We start from the raw sequence: 25,525 nt of genomic DNA on the forward strand, positions 1-25,525 counted from the left end.
TCCTCACGAATTTCGATCGAGAAATTCGATGGACTGAATCGAAATCTTATTCTTTTTCTCTATGGGGCTGCAAGTTATTGTCGGTGCATCGAAACGAATCGGCAGCTCCCGTGACATCTCGCGCCCGGCCTCCCGGGCATGCGGTCGCGTTCCGGAGGAAGCCGGTTCGGTCCTCGGCATTTCCGGTTCGAAAGACTTCGGTTCCCGCGCGATCAAGTGCTCGGCGAGGGCATCGCGAATGAATCCAAGTGTTTCAAGTTCGGAAACATCGCACGGCAGAAGTTACCCGGTGGGGTAGCGGGGAATGGAATCATCAAAAGGAATCAGCAAATGAGAGCCGGAGTTTGCATCCAACCGCAACAATCCCCAAGCCCCACCGGTTTTTTCACCCTGTAGCCTTGTCCGCCTCTTCGGAGGCCGCCACGTGCACCAGGATCGCGGTAATGTTGTCGCGACCGCCGCCTTCGTTGGCGTCTTCCACCATTTGTCGCGCCGCGGCCTCGGGATCCGGACTCGCTTTTTGAATGATGAGGCCTATTTCGCGATCGGTCAGCATCTCGGTCACGCCGTCCGAACACAGCAACAGCATGTCGCCGGCGAGAACGGGTTCGCAGTGGTGCTCGATTTGGATGGCCTGGCCGCCCAGCGACTGCCACAGGAGGTTGCGCATCGGATGGTTGCGGGCCTCTTCTTCGGTGATCTCCCCGGACCAGACCTTGGTCTTGACCCAGGTGTGGTCGGAAGTCAGGCAGCGCAGTTCCTCGTTGCGGATCAGGTAGCAGCGCGAGTCGCCCACGTGGGCGAAATACGCTTTTCCCTTGTGAAACAGGGCGCAGACGACCGTGGTACCCATGCTCTCGTATCCGGGAGTGTTCTGAGCGTGGGTTTGAATGGTTTCGTGGGCTCGCTCGATGGCAAAAGCCAAAATGTTGGATTCCAAGGGCAATTCCGGGTTGAACGCATCCTTCGACCACTGGGAAGGCCAAATCCAGCCATCGTCGCGGAAGGCGTGGTGCACCATGACATCGATGATGTGACAAGCGAGTGAGCTGGCGATTTCACCGCCCGCGACGCCGCCCATGCCGTCGGCGACGACGTAAAAGGCGAGCTTGTTCAGGCACAGATGCCTGTCTTGGTTGGTCTGGCGTTCGCGGCCCACGTCACTCAGGCCGAAAGCATTGATTTTCATGGGAATACATTCTCCGGATAAGTTACTGGATCAGAGGGGAATGGGCGTTCGACAACGCGAGGGGGATGACGGAATTCGAGACCGTTCCAACGTCTGGAAAAGGAGATTTTTGCCTGACGGTATGATTGGGTCAACGAATGGAGTGGCCAAAGAAGAACTCGCAACAGGCTCTAAAGTAGACCGTCTCGAGAAAAAGGCGATCGGATTAGATATAGAGTTTGAAAGGAATCTCTGGATTGTAAAAGAGTAATGCGTCATTGATGTAAGTGGGCTAAGAATATTTCTGATTCTGCGGGCAGGAAAAGAGATCGGATGGAATCACCTTTCGAGGATGGCAATCCCGTGAACCGCTTCCGCCAATCGTGATTCGCGATGACTTGGGGTTCAATGGATTCGATGGGTTGATCCGGTTTCCGCTTCCGTGGGTCTCCCACACCAAATTGAGCCTTTCCCATTCTACACCAAAGTTGGTCGCCACAAGGGGTCGCGGTGTACCGCCGGGGTGTGGGTCTTTTGATGCTGTCGTCTTAAATCCTTGCAAAAATCCTAGATCCCGCGATAATGTCTTGTGAATTTGCGAGAATGATCTGAGTGTACTTTTGTGGTTCGCGGGCAACAATGTGCGCCAGAATCAAGAATGAAACTATTCTCCACAGTTAAATTGTCATATGCGTCCCAAAACTCGGCAGGACTTAAATTTAGAAAACCTTGTAGACCTCGATATCCGGCGGCAAAGTGGCCCCTCGATGAACTTTAGATCGGTATTGGCCATTTATTGCCTTGACGACCTGCAATGGTACACCCCGTCGCAGGTGGCTGCGACCATGGTCGATCGCCACCGGAACGAGGCGGCCGGTCGCGAGTACCGGCGCCGGCGCAACGCCCTGTCCAAATTCAGCATTCACCACGGCATTCGGGATACCTATGACAATCGCGACGACGAGGGCCGAAAACTGGGAACCTACCACGCGTGGAGCGGCGCCAGTTGGAAAGAGGCCCTGGCCGACAAGGATTATCTCAAGGCCCTACTCTTTTTCCAGTTGCTGCATGTGTTGGCATTGCGTCGCGGCGCGATGGCCGTGGAAAAATGCCCGACCGAACCCGAGACCCAAGCGGAGTCACCCGACGTAATCGCGGTTGAACCGGAGGATGGCCTGGTTTCCCCACCTGTGGAACCGACATCGCCCGGTGCATGCGAAACCGGATCTGTCGAACCGACATCGCCCGGTGTTTGCGAAACCGGGTCGGCGAGTCCCGTTCGCGATGCCCTCGTGGCGATGGAGGATGTGGCGCCGGCCGTGGTCGAGGACCGGTTGGTGGTTGGCGACGATGACATCGCGGCTCCGGTGCCGGATCGACAGCGAATCCCGCCGGTAACACCGCTGGACGAGATCGTCGCCAGTCGGTCGCGGGGGCCGCGGGGGTTCCATCGCCGATCGCGCCTGGTCCTGCTGGCGGCTTGTGCCCTGATCGCGCTGTTCGGGCCCTGGCTGTCCATGCGCGACGCCCTGAGACCAAGTCCTGCGAGTGTGGCGGACTATGTGCGCCGCGATCGGCACGAGCGGCCACGGATCTGGCACACCATGGTGTTGCACCACGACACCCGGTTGATCCTTTGTCCCAACCCGATCGAGGATGAACGGGAAGCGACCACGTCGCAATTGGCCATGTTGAAGGAGTCCGCTGCCGGGAGCGCCACGGTCACACCGTCGACGCCGGATCCGATCCTGTCACGAAGGCCGGCGGCCCCGTTCGTCAACAAGGTGCCCTTGCCCACCTATCCCGCCGGCTATTGAAACAGGACCTCGAAGGAGGGTGGGATCGGCGCCCGGGGGAGCTGCACCTCCGCGCGCCGACCGGATCGGGGCTGTCGTCAGCTCAGGGCGCAGACGACGAGGCCGCGCTGGACCGCTGGGCGCTCCAGGCAGCGCGCCAGCCATCGATTGACGTTTTCGAAGCGCGAGATTTCCAGGGGGACTTCCGCCTGATAGAACCCCTTCATGGTGTTGACCCAGGGGAAAATGGCGATGTCCGCGATGCTGTAGCCACTGTCGAGGATGTATTCGCGTCCCGCCAGACGGTCTTCCAAGACGCCCAGGAGCCGTTTGGACTCCGTCTTGTAGCGCTCGAGCGGGTAGGGGTGGTCGCATTTATCGCCGGCGAACTTGTGGAAATGACCGAACTGCCCGAACATCGGACCCACGTGACCGACTTGGAAGAAGACCCACTGTAGGCATTCGCTGCGTTGGGCCGGCGCTTGGGGGATCAGGCGACCCGCCTTGTCCGCCAGGTAGATCAGGATGGCGCCCGATTCCATGATGCCGAGCGGTTTGCCATCGGGCCCGTTGGGGTCCACGATTGCTGGAATTTTCGAATTGGGGCTGAGGGTCTTGTAGGCGGGATCGAATTGATCGTCTTCCATGATGTTGATGGTGTGGGGCTCGTAGGGCAGTTCCAATTCTTCCAGGATGACGCCCACTTTGATGCCGTTGGGCGTATTGAGCGAATAGAGCTGAATGCGATCCGGGTGTTGGGGAACCCAGCGTTCGAAGATCGGGTGACTCATGAAATCTCTCCCTTGGGATAGTCGGAATGGTCGTCAAGCTTATCACCGAATGGCGGCTCGATCGACGATCGGTACGGGGGCCGCAAAAGCTGAACGCGGGTGGTCGCGAGATCACACCGCGATCGAGGTCGAACGAGGTGTGATGGCATGTCCTGAACAGAAGGGACGAGGTGTCAGGCGACCCGGAAGTGGCTCAGGAGCGAGCGCAGGTGAGCTTCCAATTCGAATACGTGAGCGTCGTGCAGGCGCAGGTGGCGCAGACTCTCGGCCAGACGCAGCAGGTATTCGCTGTTGGGTCCGCTGGCACCGTGGGACATCGCGATTTGGTTGGCCATGGCCGAAACCGGTGCGGGGCCCAGGTAGTGGGGATTGCTCTCGGAGGCGATATAGACGAGGACCCGGAACGGGGTGGGTCCGGCATGGGTATGGAAGGGAAGGAGAAGCCGATCGTAGCCGCCCTGCTCGCGGTGATCCAATTGGGCGAGGACGTCGCGTGCCTCGTGCGGGGCCAGGCGGAAGGCCACGCCCCAGCATTCCTGCTCGGGCTGGGGGAGCAGGGTGGCCACGCGCCCCGGTGCTTCGGGTACGCCGCGATGATCGGGCGAGCCCTGATAGAACTTTCGGGTCCAGCCACTGATGTAGCCGACCCGCTTCTCGAGATAATCGAAATTGGGCCGCCAAATGATGGACCCGTAACCGAAGACCCACAGGTGTTCGGGAGATAGACCGTCAAATGCGCGGTCTGAAGAGGCTTCCTGAGCCTGGGTGGTGGAATGCTCCAGCATGCAAATCCTCCGAAATGATTTGAGAGACGAGGCAGGTACTCTTGCCGGTGAAAAAGGTAAAAATGTGCGAATCGAACAGGGGCTGGTATTTAGCAGCTACAACAGCAACAACACATGCTGCAACAACAGGTTCCGGCAAGCTGCTTTTCCATTTTCGATACGCGTGAGGTTACCATGTTCGTCTCAATGACAACTTTTTTCGTACAACTCTTACACATAATACTGGCCCGGTACGAACTTTATCAAGCCCAAATTTGGTGGGTGCCGTTCTTGGTGACCGCTGACACACGGCAGCGGACGCCGAGGTCCGCAAGCTCCGGGCTATTCGAATGGGCCGTTCCCGTTTGCTGCGAGAGTTTTTTGGATTGCGGGCAAGTGACGTAGATTAAGTGGGTTCGGGGAAGCCGCCGTCGATGTGGATCAGCCACTCGCCGTTGGGCTGTTGTTTCAGTACCAGAAGAAAGTGACCGCTGTAGGTCCAAACCCGCTCCGGGTCGTCCTTGCGGCGCAGCGTGTAGCTGAAACGGCCGGTGGTGATGGCCAGGGGGCCGCCCACCTCGACACTGTCGGTGTGAATGGCGCCGCGTACCAGGATGACCTCGGTCAGGTTGGATTCCCGCTCGCGGCGGATGGTCGAGCGGCCCCGCAACGGCTTCTGGCCCGCGAGGAAGGCGCTGGCATCCTCGGCGTAAAGCGCCATGTGGCCCTCGATGTCCTCCGATTTCAGGGTTTCCAGGTAACGCTGGTTGATGGATTCGATGGTTTTGCGCAATCGCGGATCGGGTTCGGTTCCGTTTTGGGCGAGAAGTGGCGAGATGACCAATGCCAAGATGAAGAGAAGGCCGATGCCACGGCAAAACCCGGCGGAACGAAGAAGGGATCGCGTCTGAAGCGAGGTAAGGCGGATATTCACGAATGCTCCCGTTGTGTGTTGCGTTGTGGGGGGCATTTTAGCCGTGGGACCCTGCGCTGTAAATAGTGCCCCTCGAGAATCGGGATGTCCCCTCTGAACGGAGGGGCCGCGGAAGTGGGCCGCGGTGTCCGGGTACGGGCTTGGGCCTCGGCACCGGGAAGGCCCGAGGGGAGGGTCGGCGACGGGATGGGCGTGGCTCCGGGTGGGGCATCGGAAGGCCCTGAACGGGGCGAAACCGCACGCCTGGCCCGCTGGCAGTTGGTGCGGTACAAGGCTTTTGCAAAAACGTGATTGATTGTCACGTAAATTTACTGTAACGTTACAATGACGTAAATTTTTCATCCATCCTTCCTGTTTTCGAGCGCTTGCTCGAGACGGATATCTATGCTTCGAGGAAGCCCTTTTCAGGTCGGCGCTTTTTTGATTCCCGATTTTTTTCGGTTGACGCATACATCGTCTTCGCCCGGCCATGTCGACCTCGGACCTCCTTGGTCCACGATTCAAAAGGAGAGAACACCATGTTTGCGAATCGAAAGGATTCGAATGCCTTCGCATGCCCAAAATCCACTCCCTCGCGATGCTGTCGTCCTGTCATATCTTCGAACCGGTCCCTTGGTCCGCTCCTGTTTCTGCTGGCCTCGTTCGGTTGTCTGGTCAGCGTGACTCCAGTGCGCGCCAACTCCGATAACTATTTGGTAGGGAGAGGGATGCACGATATCACCGGTGCCGCGGCCGAAGTCGGGATGATGGGTTACGTGAGTCTCGAGCAACGCGTTTCCGGAATTCACATGCGCCTTCGCTCACGGGCCTTCATCATCGCCGAGCCCAACGGCGGCAAACGCGTCGTCTTCGTCAGTGCCGATCAGGCCATGATCTTCCAATCCGTTCAACAGGGGGTACTGGAGCGGCTGGGTCAGCGTTTCGGTTCCCTGTACACCGTTCAAAACGTGATCCTCAGCGCCACCCACACCCACGCCGCACCGGGTGGTACCTCCCACTATGCCGCGCCCAACATTACGACCTACGGCTTCATCCGAGAGAACTACGAAGTGGTGGTCGACGGGATCGTGGCATCCATCGAACAGGCCCACTACGACTTGAAGCCGGGGCGCATTCTCATCGACGAGGGGATCGTCGAGGGCGGTGGGGTGAACCGTTCGCCCGATGCCTATTTACGCAACCCGGCCGAGGAGCGCGCCCGCTACGACGGCAATACCGACAAGACCATGACCCTGCTGCGTTTCGAGCAGGGGGGCGAGCCGGTTGGCGTGCTGAACTGGTTTGCCGTGCATCCAGTTTCCATGAACAACCACAACCCATTCATCAGCGGCGACAACAAGGGCTACGCCTCGCTGCGTTTCGAGCAGGCCATGGGTACGGATTACTTCAGTGACAACCGTTTTGTCGCCGCCTTCGCCCAAACCAATTCCGGCGACATCACCCCCAATCTGAACCTCGACGGTACCGGTCCCACGGACGACGAATACGAGAACACCCGCATCATCGGTACCCGTCAATTCGAAACCGCCTGGGACCTGTTCCAAAACGCCGACGAAGCGCTGGCGGGGCCGGTGGATTACCGCCAGACCCATGTGGACATGAGCCGCGTGGAGGTGGCCGACGCCTTTACCGGGGCGGGAACGCAAACCACCTGCATCGCCGGATTCGGCTACGCGATGGCCGCGGGCACCGAGGATGGACGGGGCCCGGTGGACTGGTTCTTCGAGGGGCAACTGGAGGGCAACCTCTTTATCGACGCCATCACCGGCATGCTGGCTTCGCCCACGCCCGAGATGTGTGCCTGCCAAGACCCCAAACCGATTCTGCTGGCCACGGGACTCACCCGGCCCTATCCCTGGACGCCCGATGTCCTGCCGATCAGCGTCCATCGCATCGGCCAACTGGCGATCGTGGCCGTGCCGACCGAGATCACCACCATGGCCGGTCGGCGCGTGCGCGAAACGGTGGCGGCTGCCTTGGGCGACCAGGTGCGCCATGTGGTGGTCGCCGCCCTGGCGGGCGCCTATGCCAACTACTGCGTGACGCCCGAGGAATTCGAGGCCCAGCATTACGAGGGCGGTTCGACGCTGTTCGGCAAGTGGACCCTGCCCGCCTACCGGCAGGAACTGCACAAATTGGCGATCGCCCTGCGCGACGGAACCTCGGTCTCGGCCGGGCCCACCCCGCGCGATCTGCGCCACGAACAGCTCACCTTCCAAACCGGGGTCGTGCTGGACAATACGCCGCTGTTCAAGAGTTTCGGCGATGTCACCAGGCAACCGGCGTCGGCCTACAACCCGGGTGAGACCGTGGAGGTCCACTTTTGGACCGGGCACCCCAAAAACGACCTGAAGACCGAGAGTACCTTCTTCGAGGTACAGCGCAAGGTCAATGGCTCCTGGACGCGGTTCCGAACCGATGGCGATTGGGATACGACCTATCGCTGGGATCGCATCGATCCGGTGTGGGGTTCCTCCAAGGCCGTGTGCCTGTGGCGTCTGGATGCGTCGATCCCTGCCGGAACCTATCGCATCGTGCACTACGGCAACTACAAAAACGGATGGAACGGTCGGATCTACGGCTTCACGGGCGCCAGTCGTTCGTTTTCCGTGCGTTGATGGTTCGGGCCGAGTGCGAAGGTTCGCGACTCGGCCCGCCCGGTCATCGAAGGCGGCCACGGCGTGGCCGCCTTTTTTTGGGGCGTCCTCAGCGACGCATCGAACGCCCGGGTTCGGGTGTGAATCGATGTTTCCCCGGGACCCGAAGGCCCGGGGAAACGGTACCGGTCACAGACCGAACTGACACTGGGTGTTAAGGAATTCGATCAGGCGCAGGATGTTGATCTGCCCGTTGGGCCACATCGCGCGGCTGGTCTGGAACACGCTCGTGCTGAGGCAGCAGGCCTGCGGCGTCTCCGCATTGGTGATCTGGATGTCGTCCAGGTAGAAGCCCTCCTCCTCGGCGCCGCCGTCGGAGGAGAAACGCCAGCGGATTTGCACGCTGCTGCCGGCGAAGGCCGAAAGGTCGTGGCTGAATGCCTGGAACTCGCCGTTGGAACTGCCGTTGAAGGCACCCTGGCTGGCGGGATAGGCGCAGGCGTTGCCCGGGGGATCACCGGTGGAGCTGAAATCGTTGGGGTAGCCGCCATCCGGAGGCAGGTCCTGCCAGTTCTGGCCTTCGTCGGTGGAGATCTCCACGACCACGCCGTCCCAATCCGCTTCCACGTTGAACCGGGTCTGGTAGCTCAGGACCGACGTCGTGGCCGCCTGGAGTTCGAGGGTCGGGGTGGTGATCGCGGCGCAGACGTTGGGCTGGTACAGCTCGTCGCTGTCGGCCGCGTTGTAGTAGCTGAAGTCTCCATCGGCCGAACGGTTGTCGGTGATCGACCACGGCGATTCGAGGTTCATCAGGATGGTACCCTCGGCGGAATCCGCGAAGGTTCCGGCACTGAGATTTTCGTAGGCCGTGCCGAGGACCCGGTCGAGGCCGAGGCTTTCGTTGCCGGCGTTGGGTCCGCTGCCGTCACCGCTGGTGTCTTCCGCACGCACCACGTAGAAGTAGGTGGTCAGCGGAAGGACCGATTCGTCGGTGTAGGTGGTCGTTTCCAGCAAGGTGGCGATCAGGCTGTCGGCGGAGGGCGTGAAGAAGGGATCCGTCGAGCGGTAGACGTTGTAGGTCACCCCGGTGCCCGGGCAGGCGGCGGTGGCCGCCGACCAGTTCACGTCGATGGCGCAACCGCTCGCGGTCGAGCTGTTGGTGACGGCCAAGCTGCCGCTGTCGAATTCGGGTGGGAGCGGGCACGATGCTTCCGAGGTGGTCATGACGCAGTCGGAGAGCGGACCGATGCCGCAATCGTCGTAGGCGCGAACCATGTAGGCGTATTGGAAACCGCCGATGGTGTGCGTGTCCTCGAAGCTGTTGGTCGTGGCGTTCCCCACCAGTTGGAAGTTGGCGCCGGTTTGGATGCAGTCGCCCAGGGTACGGTAGATTTGGTAGCCGGTCGCGCCGGGAACCGCGTCGAACGTGACCGATACCTGTTGGGGCGTGCCCGGATTGACCGTGGCCAGCACGTTGTCGGGTGCGCTGTCGACGGAAATGGTGCAGGTGGGATGGGAGATGACCAGCGCGTAACCCTGGCGGTCGGTGAACAGGTCGCCGTTGCCGGGAACGCCCGTACCGCGCACGGTGAAGGTCCAGGTTCCGGCGCTGGTGTTGCTGAGCGCCACCTGCTCGACGGTGTTCAGGGTGTCGGCCGCACCGCCCGTTTGGGATTCGCCCCCGGAGAACTGGTTGCCCAGGAAGGTCATGCCGCCGGGCGATCTCACTTCGAGATCCAGGTTGTTGACCAAGGTGATGCCCGCGCTCAGGTCGGCGGGCGGGTCGAACCAGACGAGCGTGGCGCGCAATTCGCCGCCGTCGGGAAGGGTCAACTCGTAGGTGTTGGATTCGCCCGTTTCGAGGCCGGTCTCGTTGGTGCGTGAGAAGATGCGCAGCCGGCGGTCGTCATCGGTGGAGGAAAAGTAGAGGTTATTGTCCAGCCAGACCCGGCCCCAGCCGGTGTTGAAGCTGGGCATGCCCAAATTGAGCGTGCTGTTGAGCAGGGTGGCTTTCAGGACCATGCCGGGAGGGTTCCAGGCGTCGCCGATCGTACGTTGCCCGCTGGGATAGAACCCGGTGGTGAAGTATTCGCGTACCAGGGCCGCGCTGCCGGCCACGGTGGGCGCGGCCATCGAGGTTCCCGACAGCGAGGCCGCGTTGGGGCAGGCCTCGGTGGTGTCGTTGTCGTCGCCCGCGGCGGAGGCGATGCTGGTTCCCGGTGCCGAGATGTCGGGCTTGACACGGCCGTCCACGGTGGGTCCGCGACTGGAGAAACCGGCGATGGTGGTGCTGTTCCCGTGGCCCAGGGCGCCGACGGTCAGGATGTTCTTGGAGTTGCCGGGCGAGCTGACGGTGGTGGTATTGCCGGCGTTGCCCGCGGACTTGATGACCATCATGTCTTCCATCCGCCAAGTGGCGGCATCGACCGATTGGTCGCGCGAACGATAGACGCCGTCCGAACCGGCACCCCAACTGTTGGTGTGAATGCGGGCGCCGGCCGCGAAGCTGGAGTCGAACATCAACTCGATGTCGATCGCCAGTCCGGAAAGGCAGCCGGTGTCGTCGTTGCCCGAGTCGTAGAACAGGATCTGGGCGTTGGGCGCCATGCCGTCTTCGTCGTTGTTGAGGTAATTGGCGCTGTCGGGGGTGGCCACGTCGCCGCGGTCGCCGGCGACGGTGCCGGCCACGTGGGTCCCGTGATACGAGGTGGGCGAAGTGGTGCAGACTTCGTTGTCGTCGTAGGGTGAAGCTCCTGGCAACACGAAGTATCCGAATACTTTACGGTCTGGGAAGGTCGTGCCGATGGCCGGGGGGACTATATCTTCGGCGTCCGTCTGTGCGTTGTTCACGCCGAGCCCGTTGTCGTATTGGGTGAACCAGCATTGGTTGCGGTCCAGGCCGGAGTCCGTGACTGCCACGATTTGGCCGGTGCCCGTGATGCCCTGGTCGTATATCGGCGTACCGGACGTGTCGTTGCCCTGGGTGGGGCTGACCGAATCGCCGTTCTCCAGGCGCGGTGCGATTTCCGGTTCCACCCAGGCGATGTCTTCGATGGTCGCGGCCGCCGCGACGAAGGCATCCACTTGGGCGGCCGGCACCACGAAGCGGGCCAGCGGTTGGTATGCGGTTTCCAACACCAGCGTCCGATTGGCGGCACCGATGCGATTGCCCAGGAGCGAGGCGGCCGCGGCGATGTCCACGCCCTTGAAACCGATCACGTTGATTTCCTGAAGCGCCTCGACGGGCTGGCCGGGCCACAGGGCGGGGTCGACCTTGTAACCGGAGCGGTAGGGACCCACCCAGCGAACCGCGGGATGCGCTTCGAGGGTGGCGCGCATGGCCGGGGTCAACGCGATTTGGTAGGTGCGATGGGGGAGGTAGCCGAAGACGCGCACACCCAAGGCTCGCAATTCCTTCAGGCCGTCCGGTCGATTCGCGGCCAATTGCACCAGGCCGTAACGCGTACTGGTGATGTTGGGTAGCCCGCGTGCAGAAAAATCGGGCTGTTCGGTAACGGGATCGAAGGCTGCACCGCGCATGACCACCAGGTCGCCGTCCTGGCTGAGCCGGGCTGCACTGTTGGCGTCCGGTGGCGTGGGCGGCACGGCGCGGGCCCGATCGTCTGGTTCTTTAAAGGCGAAGGAGGGCATCGTTATGAGGGCGAAGAGCAGAAAGGTGCTCAGATGCCGAGCCCGTCTAGGTAACCATTTCGTTGTCATATTTTACTCCCATAATACCTGAGCTGATCGAGTGTTGGGATGGGTGCGGACCACAACCGGACCCTAACCATCGGGCCCGGGTTCTTTTGGGAACGGTGAACGGGTCCAAATATTCGGATGTGCACACCCTTTCGTGAACAGTAGATACTGTGTTGAAAACCTGATCCCATTCTACCGTAGGAAGCTGGGAAAAGCCGACGAACCCGGTGAGAAAACCGGGGATTCCCGAACACCGGCGCACGGGATCTGGAGAAAAACGATTCGCGGCGCTCGACGCCGGAATTTCGCTGGATCGAGATCGGCGAAAAAGTCGGGTAGGCCGGTTTCGAGATCTTTCTTCGTTTGTCGGTTGAAAAGGGACCGTTCGTCAAGTCAGGAGAGGCACGAATCCACGAGTTCGGTCGGGTTCAGCACCATGGCGATCGCGCCGTCGCTCTGAATGGAAAAACCGGTGATACCGTGCAGCGTTCCCAAGTAGGTGCAGGGCTTTCGAATGACCGTGTTTTGTAGACCCAGGATCTTGTCGATGTGAATGGCCGCGGTTCCCCTTTCGGTTTCGATGATGATGTAGACACCCTTTCCGGTGACCTCCTCCTGGAAGTGAAACAGGTTTCGAATGTCCAAGATGGGAACCAGCGAACCACGGCGATGAAGATAAAGCGAACCGTCGATATCGCGATGGGTGGACGGGGTCGTGAGGATTTCGCGAACCGCGGTCAACGGCACGATCATCTGGTGATCCCCCAAGGCCGTCAACATGCCCTCGATCACCGAGAGGGAAAGGGGAATGCGTATGGAGAACTCGGAAAAGACACCCTGTGCGCTACTGATTTCGATCTTGCCGTCCAAGGCCTGAATCTCTTGTCGCACGACGTCCATACCGACGCCGCGTCCGGAGATGTCGGTCACGTCGTCCCGGGTGGAAAACCCGGGTTCGAAGATCAGGTTCAATTTCTCCTCGCGGCTTTGTGGCGGTGGATCGGGCAGGATCCCCTTTTGCCGGGCTTTGGCGAGGATTTTCTCCGGATCCATCCCGGCACCGTCGTCGCGAATCTGAATCACCGCTTCGTTGCCTTCCAACCTCGCGGCACACAGCAAGGTGCCGATTTCGTTTTTACCGGCTGCAATGCGCTGTCGCGGGGTCTCGATCCCATGATCCAGTGAATTCCGCACCAGGTGGACCAAGGGCGTGTGTAGCTTTTCCAGGATGATGCGATCGAGCTCGATGTCCTTTCCCTCCATGTGAATCGCGATTTTTTTATCCAGTTTTCGTGCGGTTTCCCGTGCGATGGTTTTTATTTTCTCGAATGCGGTTTCTATTGGAATGCTGCGCAATTGGGACGTCGCCGCGTGCAGGTCGCGAATCAGGTTGGAAAGTCGCACCGCCGAATTCCGCAGTGGTTCGTTGGTTCGCTTCGCCATCAAGGGGTGGTTGACCATGGCGTTTTCGGCGATCGCCAACTCGCCGACCAAATTACCCAGTTGTCCGATCTTCTCGAGGCTCACGCGAACTTTCACCTGATGCGGTTGCGAGGCCACGACGTTCTTGGTGGTTGGCGAGGGCTTGGCTTGCTGTTCCAGGCCTGCCTGCAGGTCCTCCTGTGAAATCGCCCCCATGTCGATCAAGGTCTTACCCAGGGGTCGGTATTGTTGCTCGAGTGCCGCCTCGAGGTCCTCCGGGGCGATTTTCCCTTGTTCCACCAAAATACTGCCGAGTTTTGAGGGTTCTCGGTTCCGGCTTTTGGGTCGTTGGACGGGCGGATCTTGGAGTGGTACCCCTTCGGTGGACGAGAAACCTCGCTGATTCACATCCCTGCAGGGTACCGGATTGTCGGGCGCGTTCCAGGAGTGGGAGGCGGTACCATTGAGGCCGCTTTGGGGTTGCGGCGCGGAGTGACTGTGTCGCAATTTGAGCAGCAACGCCTCGTGATCGTTGCGATTCGAGGATTCCTCACCCTTGGTTTGAATGTCCTCCATCAGGATCTCCAGGGCGTGGACCGTTTCGAGCAGAATGCCGATGTGACTGTCCTGGGTCTCCAGTTTACCTTTGCGCAACAGGTCCAGTAGGTATTCCGCCTCATGGGTCATGGCGGCCATTTGTTCGAAGTGCAGGTACACCGCCGAACCCTTGAGCGAATGAAATCCCCGAAACAGGCCGTGAATGGTATTGATGGATTCGTGATGGGAGCCCGAGTCCAGTAGATCGCCAAAATCGAGTAGTTGGGTGTTCAGATCCGAAAGAATGTCTGCCGATTCCGCCAAAAACTCCGTCAGGATTTCGGTGTCATTCATACAACTCCCCTCTGCACAAGTTGAATCCGACTCCCCGACCATCCATGGGGCGATCGACAAAGATTTCCCTAGGGGTCGAGAGATTCCTTCATGGCTCGAGTGGATGAATACTTGAATCGATGTTGTATATCTATGATAAATATGTTTTTAGAAAAAGTAATTTTTGTCAATCTAAAATGCAAATGCTATTTTGCATGTGGATAGCCGATTTGAAGTATTTCTGTAGTTATCCTGAAACATTGACGCCCTTCGCAGTGTTCGATTCGCCGAAGTCGCCTTGCGCAATCGCTAAGTTGCTTCACCCGCTGCGCCGTGCATTGCCATCGTTCTCTGTGGCGTGGGTCCACCCGTCCCCAACCACCCGGCATTCTCGACCACCTGGCGGTTTTCCTGGGTTGGAACGGCGTTCGGGGGTCTTCTTCGATCAGGCCAACTGGAGTTTCGCGCTGTGCTGAAGGCGTGCGACCACACCGTCCCAGAGCTCGATGCGGCTGTCCAGTGCGCGGACCGCGGCGGATTCCGCCTGTTCCCAAAGCAACGGGTCATCCCCACAGATTTCGCGAACCATGGTCTCGGCCAGGTGGGCGTGGCTGTCGCCGTCCAGCTCGATGTGGCGTTCCAAATACAACTTGAGGGTCGCGAACTGGCCGGGGAACTGTTGGTTCAAGTCGTCCACCAGCGCGCGGAACATGTGGGGGATCACTTCTTCGCGGCCAAAAGTGAAGGCCGCCGCAATCGCCGCTACCCGACCCTCCTCGATCAGGTCCAAGGTCGACGCCACGAAGCGGGCCGCCGCTTCGGGAACCCCGGCCTCGCGCAAGGCCTGCGGTGCCGGCACGCCCGAATGCTGCGCCACCAGGAACAGATCGATGTTCCGGAGGTCGGCGCCGCTCTGTTCCATGGCCAGGCGGTAGAGCTCGAAATGACTCAGCACCCGGCCGTCGTCGAGCTGGTCCGATTCTTCTTCCAACACGATCTGGTTGATGAACCGCCGGACTTTGGGATTGCCGCGCGGTACCCAGGGCAGGTGGGTACAGGTCAGAGCCCGCTGGAGTTTTTTCAGGAGGCACATGAAGTCCCAAACCGCGAACACGTGGTGTTCCATGAAGATACGCACGTCTCGTGCGGTTTGGATGCGGCGGTAGAGCGGGTGCTGTTTCAGGCGCCGGCGGCGGCTTTCGATGCGTGTTTCAAGGTGTCCAATCGAGGTCACGTTCTGGTTGTCCTTTCCATGATGAGTCGTATTGGGTCACGGGAGATCCCGTGATCGGAGTCTGGGTGGCGTCCGCGGCCACCGTCATCATGGCATCGGTTACCGGGTGCACGAGCCTTATTTTTTGACCTGGATCTGTCTAGGATTTTATCTGTCCAAACTTTAGGTCCTACGGTGGGCCGGTCTGTGTCGATGGCTGGAAAAAGCCTGGTTCGTAGGCGACCGTTTTGCGCCACGGCGCGCTATTCTATCGCGAAAAACCTGTCCTGACAGCCTTTTCCCGTAGGTTGACACAATCTTTTCAAAATGGGGAACCGCGACTTTCAAAATGGAAGTGTCGCTATGTCCGGGCTCACTCCAGCAGGCGAGGGTGCAAGTCCTTTTCGGTTAACCAGTCTTTGTCCAGGACTTTCGATGCATAGCGCGAACCGTGGTCGCACAGAAACGTGACGATTTTTTTGCCGCTGCCCTGGTAGCGACGGGCCATGGCGTAGGCTCCGTAGAGGTTCAGTGCCGAAGAGGTGCCCAAAAACAGGCCGTCGTGACGGGCCACGTGGAAAAGCGTGTCGATCATCTGGCGGTCCGTGATCCGCAGCGCGTCGTCCACCACCGCGCGCGCGAAATTGGCGGTCAATCGTTTGATGCCGATGCCTTCCGTAACGCTGCCGCCCTCGCCGGTGAATGCACCGGTCTTGATGTAGTCGTGAGTGCCGGAGCCCTCGGGGTCGGTCACGATGATGGTGGTATCGGGCTTGTGTTCCTTTAAATAGGTACTGGTGCCGCCGATGGTGCCACCCGTACCGCTGGCCGCGACCAACACATCCACCTGGCCATCCAACTGCTGGAGGATTTCGGGGCCGGTGGTGTCGTAGTGGAACTGGGCGTTGGCCGTATTCTCGAACTGATCGGCCCACACCGCGCCGGGCATCTCCTCCGCGATGCGTTTGGCCTGGTGATAGAAGTGGTTCGGGTTGGCGAAGGGGCAGGGGGGAACCGCGCGGACCTCGGCGCCGATCGCCTCCAGCATCTGGTACTTTTCCTTGGCTTGGTTGTTGGGCATGGTGATGATGACGCGGTAACCGCGCTCCGCGGCCAGGGTCGCCAAACCGATGCCCGTGTTGCCGGCCGTGCCTTCCACGATCACCCCGCCGAGTTCGAGCCGTCCATCCGCTTCCGCCTTCTGGATCATGCCCTTGGCGGCGCGATCCTTGATGCTGCCGCCCGGGTTCAGGAACTCCGCCTTCCCGTAGATGTCACAGCCCGTTCGTTCCGAAAGGGACTTGATGCGGATGAGGGGCGTGTTGCCGACACTTTCCCAAACACTTTCTGCGCGTATCATGTCGCGATGCCTCCAACGGCTCGATGTTGGCGCGAATGGCCCCGGGCCGGCGGTTTCGCGAGGCCGTCCCCCCAGTGGGAGATGGCTGCGAAACACCGGAGACTCAAGGGCTTACGCGCTCGAATGTGGCCCCTCACGGAGCAGTCCCCAAACGGTGAGTGGCCCATACTCTAACACGGTTTGGGGCTCCTGGGGATGAACGGTCCGGTGATCCCCGCGCCCCGCTCGGGAGTCGGGAGCCGGGATGCTGGTCCTCACTTCTCGCGAGGTTTCGTCTTCGCGGCACGCATTTTGGGAGAGATGCGGGCTAGGGCGCGATGCCGATCCGCTCCATGAATTGCACCCGCCGCAGTCCCGCCTCGCGCATGGCCGCCAAGAGGTGCTGGATCTTCCCGTATTTGGCCTCTCGATCCGCGTAGATCAGACAACTGTCGATCCCGATGTGTGGCCAGTTGGCGATTTCCCGAAACAGGTCTTCCTCGGTGATGTACACGGGTGGAGAAGTGGGATCGCCCACCTTGTAGGCGTGATCCTTCGTGAGGAAGATTCGCATGGCGGTGGGTTCCGAACCGAGCCAGACCGCCGAGTGCAATGGCTGGTACCACAGGTTGGGGCCGTGGGTATGGGTGCATTCGGCGAAGGTTCCGAGGTAGAGGCACAGCGAACAAATCGTGAACATCTGAAACGTGAACAGGAGACCGGGCTTGGTGGGCGCCAAGGCCTTCTTGGAAAAGCTATGCGAAAAGGTGCCGCGCCCCGTTGTGGAAGTCGTGGGCTCGGCTTCGGCCGGTTTCTTTTCGGGACCGGCCAGGGTAGGCAGGAGCAAGCCCAGTTCGCGAGTGGTCGACGTCAACTGGCGCTCCATTTCTCCCACCTTGTATCGAAGCCATCGATGGGCCAACCACGCGGCTCCACCTACCACGACGCCGATCGCAAACGCCGTGATCGCGCGCGTCAACATGACGGGTAGGTACTCCGGCGGGGTCAGCTTGTGCATGCCGGCCATCGTTTCCAGCAGAATCAGCGCGGCGCCGAAACAACCCCAGAGCGGCGCGACCTTGGTCAGCACGGAAAGTGGGGTCAAACAAAAAGCGAGGCGGTCCAGTTCGAGTTTGGCCGCTCGAGCGAGAAGACGTTCCCAGCGATGTTCGCGAGCGTGAATCATGATTGCCTCCCAGGTACCCGAACCGGCGAGGCGGCACAGGCAATGTGACCGGGCGAACGAAAAGTTGTCCCGGTGGCAGGCCCACTCTCATTATGCCTGCAAAACGAGAGGATCACAGCGAAAAAAGAAGGCCGGGCTCCAGAAGCGGGGTGCAGAGGCGCGAGCGGCGTCGCCTCTTACGCTCTTTGTTTGGGTTTTTGGGGTTGTGTCGCTCCGGTCACATCTGTTGGATCTAAAAAACCGAGAACGCAACTTCTCCACAATTCCTACAAAGTCTGTTGAGACATTGACCACACATGTGATGCGGCTGAATTTCCCGGGATCGCCACGGCCGGAGCCGAGCCATGAGGGCTCGCCCGGATATCACCCCCCTTTTTTCTTTTTCCAAGACATTCATTTCATCCCGGGGATTGCTCATCTCGAGTTCTACTCTTCACGTTTAGGAGTGTCTTAGATGAAGACCCATTTTGCTCTGCTCGCGTTGGCGGGGCTCTTCTTCTGGTCCTCAGTCGCTTTGGGCCAAGAAGATCCTCAACCCAATCCCAATCACGAACCCACCGAGGTTTCGCCCGTGCGCGGTATCGAGCGCAAGGACCGTCCCAGATCTGGAAATCCGGACCCGCAGGCAAATGCGGCGGTTCCAGCCACCCAAGCAGGCCGTGGCGGCAATGGTGGACCTGGCGGTAACGGCAATGGCGGGCCCGGCGGCAACGGCAATGACGGATCCGGCGGCAATGGAAACGGAGGTCCCGGAAACAACGGGGGCGGTCCCGATGGCGGCAATGGAAATGGCGGCCCCGGCGGTGGCGGCAACGACGATGGTGGCCCCGGCGGTAACGGCAATGATGGCCCCGCTATCGGGTTCCGCAGTTACGACGGTACCGGCAACAACCCCAACGCGCCCGCCATGGGCGCCGCCGAAACCCAATTGTATCGTCTGATGGCGCCCGCCTACAGCGACGGCATCTCCGCCATGGCCGGTGAGGATCGTCCCGGACCGCGCGCCATCTCCAACGCGGTGTGCGCCCAAAGCGACAGCGTGCCCAACCCCGTGGGCGCTTCGGATTACCTGTGGCAGTGGGGCCAATTCCTCGATCACGACATCGACCTGACCGACGGCGCCGATCCACCCGAGCCCGCCGAGATTCCCATTCCCACCGGCGATCCGTTTTTCGATCCCACGGGTACCGGCACGGCCGTCATGTCCTTCAACCGATCGATCTACGACGCCTCCACGGGTCAGGATTCGGCCAATCCGCGCCAACAGAAGAACGAGATCACCGCCTGGATCGACGCTTCCAACGTCTACGGTTCCGATGAGGAGCGCGCCCACGGCCTGCGCACCAACGACGGAACCGGCAAGCTCGAGACCAGCGCCGGCGACCTGTTGCCCTTCAACACCGAAGGCCTGCCCAACGCCGGTGGCAGCAGTCCCAACCTGTTTCTCGCCGGCGACGTGCGCGCCAACGAGCAGGCCGGGCTCGCGGCCATGCACACCCTCTTCGTACGGGAACACAACCGCCTCGCCGAAGAGATCAGGACACGCAATCCCGAGTTGAGCGGTGAAGAAGTCTACCAGCGGGCTCGGCGTCTGGTGGGCGCCATGATGCAGGCGATTACCTATCGCGAATTCCTGCCGGTCCTGCTGGGCGAACACGGGCCGAGACCCTACCAGGGCTATCGGCCCGACGTCAACGCCGCCATCGCCAACTGCTTCTCCACCGCGGCCTACCGTTTCGGGCACAGCGCCCTGAACGCCACCGTGCTGCGCCTGGACGCCGCCGGCGAGGAGATTGCCGAAGGGCATCTGTCGCTGCGCAATGCCTTCTTCGCGCCACAGCGCCTGACCGACGAAGGTGGGATCGAACCGATCCTGCGCGGTTTGGCCAAGCAGGCCTGCCAGAACATCGACACCTTCGTGATCGACGACGTGCGCAACTTCCTGTTCGGTCCTCCGGGCGCCGGGGGCTTCGACCTGGCTTCGCTCAACATCCAGCGCGGTCGTGACCACGGCCTGCCCAGTTACAACGACGCCCGTCGGGCCATGAACCTGGCACCGGCCCAATCCTTCGCCGACATAACCCAAGACGCCGAGCGGCAGGCACGGCTTGCCGCGGTCTACGACGACGTCGAACAGGTGGATGTCTGGGTCGGCGGGCTGGCCGAAGATCAACTGCCCGGCGCGCTTTTGGGCCCGCTGTTCGCGACCGTGATCCGCGATCAGTTCGAGGCTTTGCGCGATGGCGATCGCTACTGGTACACCCGTGTCCTCGATCGCAACGAGCGTCGCCTGGTGGAGAATTCGCGACTCTCCGACATCATCCGCCGCAATACCGATATCGGCGACGAACTGCAGCGCAACGTATTCCGCGTCCCGGGCCAGCGCTGATTCAACCGAGTGTTCTCTCCCGATGTACCGTCCCTCTGGGGCGGTACATCGGTTCTTTCCGTTCATGCCCCACTTGCGGACCATGACACGGCGAAATGCGGAAGTCGGGGGCGGGACCCACGACCTCCGCGTCTAGCCGTCTCTAATGGTCGAAGCTCAATCCCGCATTTCCAGCCACTTCAAGTGCCCACCCTCGTCGAAGGCCGCGTCGAAGAGCCGACTGGTTTCGTGCTTCAGCGGATGGGTGTCTTCGATGTGCAGGTAGTATCCAAGGCCACCCCGCACGACCCAACCGCCGTCGCTGTCGGATAGGACATCGAGGACGAGATCGTCCCCCGTGCCACCCAGACGTCGCAGCCAGGCCACGTTCCCGTCCGGATCGACACCGGCGAAGAAAATGTCGCGGTTACCATCGCTTTTCAGAACGCGATGACCGAAGTGAATGCGGTCCTCGAAGTGACCCGCAACCACGACCTGACCGTGCTCGTCGATGTGGAGCGCGACAGCCGCATCCGCAGCCGGACCTCCCCACGAGACAGCCCATTGAAGGCGTTTCTCTTCGTCGAATTTCAGTAGGAACACATCCGATTGACCGCGGTGCTCCAATAAAAACCCGTCGAGAGAAAAGGACGCCCCAAAATTGCCGACCAGGTAACGATGGCCCGTGAGCGGATCGACCCGGTTCGCAACCAGGGGGTTTTGGCCGCGCGCTGACGCGACCGCGGTTTCTTGGTTCGATGAATCGCTTTCGAGAGTGTCTCCGGTGGTGACCGGAATCTCGATGGTGTCACCGGTGGTGACCGGAATCTCGATGGTGTCACCGGTGGTGACCGGAATCTCGATGGTGTCACCGGTGGTGACCGGAATCTCGATGGTGTCACCGGTGGTGACCGGGATCTCGATGGTGTCACCGGTGGTGACCGGGATCTCGATGGTGTCACTGGTGGTGACCGGAATTTCGATAGTGTGCCCCGTGGCCGATGTGTTGGCGGCCTTTTGAGCCTTGCCGGATTCCGGTGAATCCACCTTCTTCGAAAGCGAGGATGGATTCTCGGGTGTTGCCCCCCAAGCCATTGTGGCCGAAAACCAACAGAGGACGAGGAGCGCGATACATTCCTCCAGGCGCCTTCTCGTGGTCGGGAACGAACCGGGATTGGAATGATTCCCCTGAAACATAGTAAATGTCTCCTTGATTTTGAATCGAAGGCATTACTATGGTTTTCTTCAGGTGATAATGCGGTAGTGGTCTGGATTTAGACATACGAATGCCGTTAACGATGGCATGTCCGTTGGAAAGCGGATCTTCCTCGTTTTTGGCACGCATAGTTTCTGGCTATCTGATTTACTTTTGTATCAGTAGCTACAGAGATATCTGAATCGAGACGCAACTTGGCCGGGACGCATAATATGCGTCACTATCACTTGATTCTTACCTCGTCTTTTGTTAGGGATGCTTGTTTGCCGAAGACGCACTTCGGATAAACGGATATCCTACTAATCAAAAAACTTTGTGTTTGCCTTCACTTTAGCATTCGAAAAATGCGAATGAAAAAGCTCATCAAAAAATGGAATCTTTCCCAGGCGGGATGAACGAGGAAGGCAATGGAGGTGTAAAATAAATAAATCAAGATATTTACATTTTGTTTTTCATAGCGTGTCAACCGAGGCGGTTGGGGTTTGGCCTCTACGGAGTCCGATTGACGCCCGGTGCGCAATTGCCTATACTTTCGGCGGCTTCTTTGGGCGGGCTGTGGTTGGTTTTTTCAAAATAAGCCAAACTTTCGCTAAATAGTCGTTTGGCGGAATCCTTGTCGCCGAGGTGGCAGTGCACTGCACCTTCCAAAGCCTGGCAATGTGCCAGTAAGTGGGGGGCATACTTATTGTCTGATTGTTCGAAATAACCAATGAGATTTGTTAAAAGCGGCAGCGTGTCGCGATATTTTTGCTGGAGTATTAGTATTTCCGCTTCGGTGATGCGCGAAAACCAGAAATAAAAATCGTTTTCCAGGCCGGATTTGCGCCTCAACTCGTTCTCGAAATGTTTTTGGGCCAGAGCCTTCTCTAGTTGGCCGGCCTCTTTGAGCGCGTTGGCGTAATTGTTGACCGCATTTAAAATCTGCTTTTGCCAAAGGTAATTGTGCTGGTTCGATTCGTCGATGACGGACGCATAGAGCGCCAAGGCCTCATCGCGTCGGCCTTGTTTGTTGCAGATCATCGCCAGCAGGCTGCCGGAAATCAGGGTGTGGGGATGGGACATGCCGAGGCGGTCCACGCGACCCTCGAACGCGGCCTTGGCGTGGGCCTCCGCCTCGGCCAGGCGGGCTTCGAGGTCTTCGCTGTGCCGATTCTCGTAAATCGCCATCGCCAAACCGTGGTGGGCACTCAGGACGTGGGGGTGATCGGGCGGGTGCAGATCCCGCCGGGCGCCCAGGTTTTGCCTGAAGAGAGCTTCGGCTTTCTCTTTCTGTCCCCGGGTGTGCAGGTAGGCATTGGCCAGGTTGTTTATCGTGTCCAGGGTGTCGTCGGCGTGGTCTCCCTGAACCTCGGCCTGATCGCGGGCCACCTGTTCGTACAGGGTGATCGCCTCCTCGAGACGCGACTGGTTGGCGATGCTGTCGGCCAACCCGCGGGCCGTCCGCAGGGTGTCGGCATCCCGCGGACCCAGCAGTGCCGCCTGGTCCGCGAAGGTCTGGCGAAACTGCTTCTCGGCCTGATCGTCGCGAAGCAACAGCATCAGCTCCTGGGCGTAGTTGAAATCTTGTTTCAACCGGTCGCGCTGGTCGATATTGGGCAGCTCCGAGGAAATGGCACGCGCCCGCGTGAAGTGTTCCAGGGCCCGTTGATGCTCTCCTCGATTGCTGAGCATGATGCCGAGTGTGCGGTGGAGACGGAATGCCGCGCCGGGTTGCAGTTTGCCGGGAGAGAAATTTTCTTCGAATCCCTGGGTTAGGTCGCGGCCGTAGTATTCACTTTTCGGATCTACGTTGTCGATCAGGTCGGTCACGAAGTCCCAGGCGCTTTCCACGTTGTCGGCCTCTGTCAGGAGCGCTTTCTGAAACGCCATCTCCTGGCGAATGCTGCGCAACACCGAGACCGTCGAGATGGCCGAAACCACCGCCAGAAAAATACTGGTCGCCACCAGCGGGCGATGGCGACGAATGAATTTCTTGATGATGTACAGGGTGCGTGTGGGTCCCGCTTCGACCGGCTTGTTCTCCAGGTAACGATAGAGGTCCTTGGTCAGATCGGTGACCGAACCGTAGCGCATGCTGCGCTCTTTCTCGATCGCTTTGCAGATGATCCAATCCAGGTCGCCGCGCAGCATGCGCACCAGCGTGCGGCGATCCGTTTGGCGGGCTTGGGCCAGGTGTGTCGCCTTTTCGCCCAAATTCGCCACCCGGGCGCTGGGGGCCGGCGGTTCCTCGTTGCGCAAGCGGTAGAGGACTTCGAGGGGGTTGCCGTGGTAGAGCGCGTCGTCGAAGGGCAGCACGCCGGTGAGCAATTCGTACAGCAACACGCCCAATGCGTACACGTCGCAGGTGACGTCCACCTCGCCGCTCTCGATTTGTTCGAAACTCATGTATGCCGGCGTGCCCAACACGATGCCCTGGGTGGTGGCGTGGGTCTGGGTGTCCGGGTTGTTGCTTTGATTCAGGATTTTGGCGATCCCGAAATCGATGATCTTGGGCACCGGCGAATCGCCCTCTTTTTTGACCAGGATGTTGGAGGGCTTGAGATCCCGGTGAATGATGCCGCGGCCGTGCGCGTGTTTGACACCATCGCAGACCTCGATGAAGAGGTGCAGCCGCTCGGCGACCGTCAGTTTCTGCGAATTGCAGTAATCGGTAAAATCCTCGCCCGGGACGTACTCCATCGTGAAATAGGGGCGATTCTCCCAGGAACCCACATCGTAGACGTGCGCGATGTTGTGGTGATCCATCAATGCCAGCGCTCGATGTTCGTAGTCGAAGCGCTCGATCAGGGTGCCTTCGTCGCTGCCGGCATTGATCACCTTCAACGCCACGATGCGCTTCACCGGCGTTTCCTGTTCGACGACGTAGACCGAACCCATGCCGCCGCGACCCACGAGGTCCAGCACGCGGTAGGGACCGATCTGGCCGGGCACGGGCGGTTCCTCTTCCCGCTTGCGGATCAGGCGGTGCTGGATGGGGAACTGCTCGATGGCGGGAACTTCCAGGAAATCGCCGGAAGCATCGTGGAAATTCAGCAGCGAGGCCACTTCGTCGCGAAGCCATTTTTTGTCCGCGGTGAATTGCTCCAGCGCCGCCTGGCGTTGGTGGGGCTCCAGGTCGCTGACCATGGCGAAGGCCTCTTGGATCTCTTCCCAGCGACCGGTGCGCGCGGCTTGTTCGGCCCTGCTTTCCTGCTCGGATTGGATCTCGGCTTCGCCGCCTAACTTGGTTTCCGTCGGTTCCTTCTCAAGTTTCACGATTGCCTTCGCCAGGTATGGAATGACCGGTCATGTAGCGGTACAACCACGCTTTGGCGACATTCCATTCGCGCTTCACCGTTGCAGGGGAAATGGAGAGCACCTTCCCCGTATCTTCGATCGAGAGCCCCGCGAAGTAGCGGAGTTCCACGATCTTGCATTTGCGAGGATCCATCTCGTCGAGTTCGCGCAAGGCCATGTCCAGGTCCTGCAGGTTGATGTGACGCCGATCCTCCGTGACGCCGTGCAGATCCTCTTCGAGGACCAACGGCGGTTCGCCGCCACCGCGCTTTTGGGCGTTCTTGGTGCGCAGGTGGTCGCTTATGAGTTGGCGCATCACCTTGGCAGCGATTCCGAAATAGTGTGCTCTGTCTTCCCATCGGATTTCACGCGTACCCATGAGGCGAATGTAGGCCTCGTTGACCAACTCGGTCGTTTGGAGGGAGATATGGCCCTTCTCGCGTTTCAGGAACGCGCTGGAAATTTTTTTCAGCTCGGCATAGACGAGTCGCAGAAGGGCCTCTTCCGACCCATCACAACCGTCCTGCCACTTTTTGAGAAGGGAGGTGATGCTTTTATGATCAACACTCGGGGCGTGTTCGGTCATATCGCCACCAATGTTCCTGGCAAAGCTCTTGATGAAAGGACAATCTTACAAACCAACCCTGGTCACCGCCCGCACCTTCCGGTTCCGAAATTTACGATTTGCGGTCAATTATTCATGAATATACATGGTTAGCCTGGATCAATGGTCTTTCCCATTATACATGAGTTTTGCGCCGGCTCTGGGACATATTGACTAACTTGGGCCCGTCCAACAATGAAGTTTTCTTTGGTCGGTTGGATTTGCGGGCGTAGTGAACGGTGGTCCAGGACGGAGATTCCGGTTCGTTGGCGTCGGATCGCC

16 protein-coding genes are annotated in these 25,525 nt (G+C 59.9%); 4 read left to right on the top strand and 12 right to left on the bottom strand.

The features are described 5' to 3' along the window. Window positions 1-385 precede the first annotated feature (385 nt). Window positions 386-1,189 (bottom strand): PP2C family protein-serine/threonine phosphatase, encoded by an 804-nt coding sequence (locus tag J3U87_RS03760; RefSeq protein WP_237381694.1) that lies wholly within the window; start codon window positions 1,187-1,189, stop codon window positions 386-388. Window positions 1,190-1,935: 746 nt separating this feature from the next. On the opposite strand from J3U87_RS03760, the gene J3U87_RS03765 reads away from it, so the two are divergent. Continuing rightward, complete coding sequence (locus J3U87_RS03765; protein WP_237381695.1) at window positions 1,936-2,985, top strand: hypothetical protein; 1,050 nt, start codon at window positions 1,936-1,938, stop codon at window positions 2,983-2,985. A 77-nt stretch (window positions 2,986-3,062) separates the two neighbouring features. Here the strand turns inward: J3U87_RS03765 and J3U87_RS03770 are convergent, their stop codons facing one another. The 3 genes from J3U87_RS03770 to J3U87_RS03780 form a co-directional block, all read right to left on the bottom strand. Next, window positions 3,063-3,755: a glutathione S-transferase C-terminal domain-containing protein gene (locus tag J3U87_RS03770; RefSeq protein WP_237381696.1), complete on the bottom strand. Its 693-nt coding sequence runs from the start codon at window positions 3,753-3,755 to the stop codon at window positions 3,063-3,065. A gap of 173 nt (window positions 3,756-3,928) precedes the next feature. Further along, a complete protein-coding gene (locus J3U87_RS03775; RefSeq protein ID WP_237381697.1) occupies window positions 3,929-4,540 on the bottom strand; it encodes a gamma-glutamylcyclotransferase in 612 nt (203 codons plus the stop codon). A gap of 385 nt (window positions 4,541-4,925) precedes the next feature. Next, complete coding sequence (locus J3U87_RS03780; protein WP_237381698.1) at window positions 4,926-5,453, bottom strand: YybH family protein; 528 nt, start codon at window positions 5,451-5,453, stop codon at window positions 4,926-4,928. An 84-nt stretch (window positions 5,454-5,537) separates the two neighbouring features. On the opposite strand from J3U87_RS03780, the gene J3U87_RS03785 reads away from it, so the two are divergent. Together J3U87_RS03785 and J3U87_RS03790 are read left to right on the top strand one after the other, a co-directional pair. Then, window positions 5,538-5,744, top strand: coding sequence for a hypothetical protein (locus tag J3U87_RS03785; protein WP_237381699.1), 207 nt, complete (start codon window positions 5,538-5,540; stop codon window positions 5,742-5,744). 377 nt (window positions 5,745-6,121) lie between these two features. After that, window positions 6,122-8,071 (top strand): neutral/alkaline ceramidase, encoded by a 1,950-nt coding sequence (locus J3U87_RS03790; protein WP_420038278.1) that lies wholly within the window; start codon window positions 6,122-6,124, stop codon window positions 8,069-8,071. A gap of 168 nt (window positions 8,072-8,239) precedes the next feature. Here the strand turns inward: J3U87_RS03790 and J3U87_RS03795 are convergent, their stop codons facing one another. From J3U87_RS03795 to J3U87_RS03815, 5 genes are all read right to left on the bottom strand, one after another. Further along, complete coding sequence (locus J3U87_RS03795) at window positions 8,240-11,770, bottom strand: S8 family serine peptidase (RefSeq protein ID WP_237381701.1); 3,531 nt, start codon at window positions 11,768-11,770, stop codon at window positions 8,240-8,242. A gap of 372 nt (window positions 11,771-12,142) precedes the next feature. Continuing rightward, the gene (locus J3U87_RS03800; protein ID WP_237381702.1) at window positions 12,143-14,062 is read right to left on the bottom strand and encodes a chemotaxis protein CheA; all 1,920 of its coding nucleotides are present in this window, start codon (window positions 14,060-14,062) and stop codon (window positions 12,143-12,145) included. Window positions 14,063-14,486: 424 nt separating this feature from the next. Beyond that, window positions 14,487-15,275, bottom strand: a complete 789-nt coding sequence (locus J3U87_RS03805; RefSeq protein ID WP_237381703.1) for a DUF3050 domain-containing protein — start codon at window positions 15,273-15,275, stop codon at window positions 14,487-14,489. A 352-nt stretch (window positions 15,276-15,627) separates the two neighbouring features. Further along, window positions 15,628-16,614: a cysteine synthase A gene (locus J3U87_RS03810; protein ID WP_237381704.1), complete on the bottom strand. Its 987-nt coding sequence runs from the start codon at window positions 16,612-16,614 to the stop codon at window positions 15,628-15,630. 307 nt (window positions 16,615-16,921) lie between these two features. Beyond that, the gene (locus tag J3U87_RS03815; protein ID WP_237381705.1) at window positions 16,922-17,779 is read right to left on the bottom strand and encodes an ExbD/TolR family protein; all 858 of its coding nucleotides are present in this window, start codon (window positions 17,777-17,779) and stop codon (window positions 16,922-16,924) included. 454 nt (window positions 17,780-18,233) lie between these two features. Here J3U87_RS03815 and J3U87_RS03820 point away from each other — a divergent pair, with 454 nt between their 5' ends. Then, window positions 18,234-20,168, top strand: a complete 1,935-nt coding sequence (locus J3U87_RS03820; RefSeq protein WP_237381706.1) for a peroxidase family protein — start codon at window positions 18,234-18,236, stop codon at window positions 20,166-20,168. 156 nt (window positions 20,169-20,324) lie between these two features. Here the strand turns inward: J3U87_RS03820 and J3U87_RS03825 are convergent, their stop codons facing one another. The 3 genes from J3U87_RS03825 to J3U87_RS03835 all read right to left on the bottom strand — a co-directional run bounded on the left by J3U87_RS03825 (window position 20,325) and on the right by J3U87_RS03835 (window position 25,225). Further along, window positions 20,325-21,194: a hypothetical protein gene (locus J3U87_RS03825; protein ID WP_237381707.1), complete on the bottom strand. Its 870-nt coding sequence runs from the start codon at window positions 21,192-21,194 to the stop codon at window positions 20,325-20,327. Window positions 21,195-21,852: 658 nt separating this feature from the next. Continuing rightward, window positions 21,853-24,618: a serine/threonine-protein kinase gene (locus J3U87_RS03830; protein ID WP_237381708.1), complete on the bottom strand. Its 2,766-nt coding sequence runs from the start codon at window positions 24,616-24,618 to the stop codon at window positions 21,853-21,855. Further along, window positions 24,608-25,225: a sigma-70 family RNA polymerase sigma factor gene (locus tag J3U87_RS03835; protein WP_237381709.1), complete on the bottom strand. Its 618-nt coding sequence runs from the start codon at window positions 25,223-25,225 to the stop codon at window positions 24,608-24,610. The genes J3U87_RS03830 and J3U87_RS03835 overlap by 11 nt, the downstream gene beginning before the upstream one ends. Between the last annotated feature and the right edge of the window lie 300 nt (window positions 25,226-25,525).

The sequence above is a fragment of the Sulfidibacter corallicola genome (assembly GCF_017498545.1).
GTDB lineage: Bacteria > Acidobacteriota > Holophagae > Acanthopleuribacterales > Acanthopleuribacteraceae > Sulfidibacter > Sulfidibacter corallicola.

Coding starts and splice junctions, on each gene's coding strand:
- J3U87_RS03760 (WP_237381694.1), bottom strand. CDS start 1,189: ATGAAAATCAATGCTTTCGGCCTGAGTGACGTGGGCCGCGAACGCCAG.
- J3U87_RS03765 (WP_237381695.1), top strand. CDS start 1,936: ATGAACTTTAGATCGGTATTGGCCATTTATTGCCTTGACGACCTGCAA.
- J3U87_RS03770 (WP_237381696.1), bottom strand. CDS start 3,755: ATGAGTCACCCGATCTTCGAACGCTGGGTTCCCCAACACCCGGATCGC.
- J3U87_RS03775 (WP_237381697.1), bottom strand. CDS start 4,540: ATGCTGGAGCATTCCACCACCCAGGCTCAGGAAGCCTCTTCAGACCGC.
- J3U87_RS03785 (WP_237381699.1), top strand. CDS start 5,538: ATGTCCCCTCTGAACGGAGGGGCCGCGGAAGTGGGCCGCGGTGTCCGG.
- J3U87_RS03795 (WP_237381701.1), bottom strand. CDS start 11,770: ATGACAACGAAATGGTTACCTAGACGGGCTCGGCATCTGAGCACCTTT.
- J3U87_RS03800 (WP_237381702.1), bottom strand. CDS start 14,062: ATGAATGACACCGAAATCCTGACGGAGTTTTTGGCGGAATCGGCAGAC.
- J3U87_RS03810 (WP_237381704.1), bottom strand. CDS start 16,614: ATGATACGCGCAGAAAGTGTTTGGGAAAGTGTCGGCAACACGCCCCTC.
- J3U87_RS03815 (WP_237381705.1), bottom strand. CDS start 17,779: ATGATTCACGCTCGCGAACATCGCTGGGAACGTCTTCTCGCTCGAGCG.
- J3U87_RS03820 (WP_237381706.1), top strand. CDS start 18,234: ATGAAGACCCATTTTGCTCTGCTCGCGTTGGCGGGGCTCTTCTTCTGG.
- J3U87_RS03835 (WP_237381709.1), bottom strand. CDS start 25,225: ATGACCGAACACGCCCCGAGTGTTGATCATAAAAGCATCACCTCCCTT.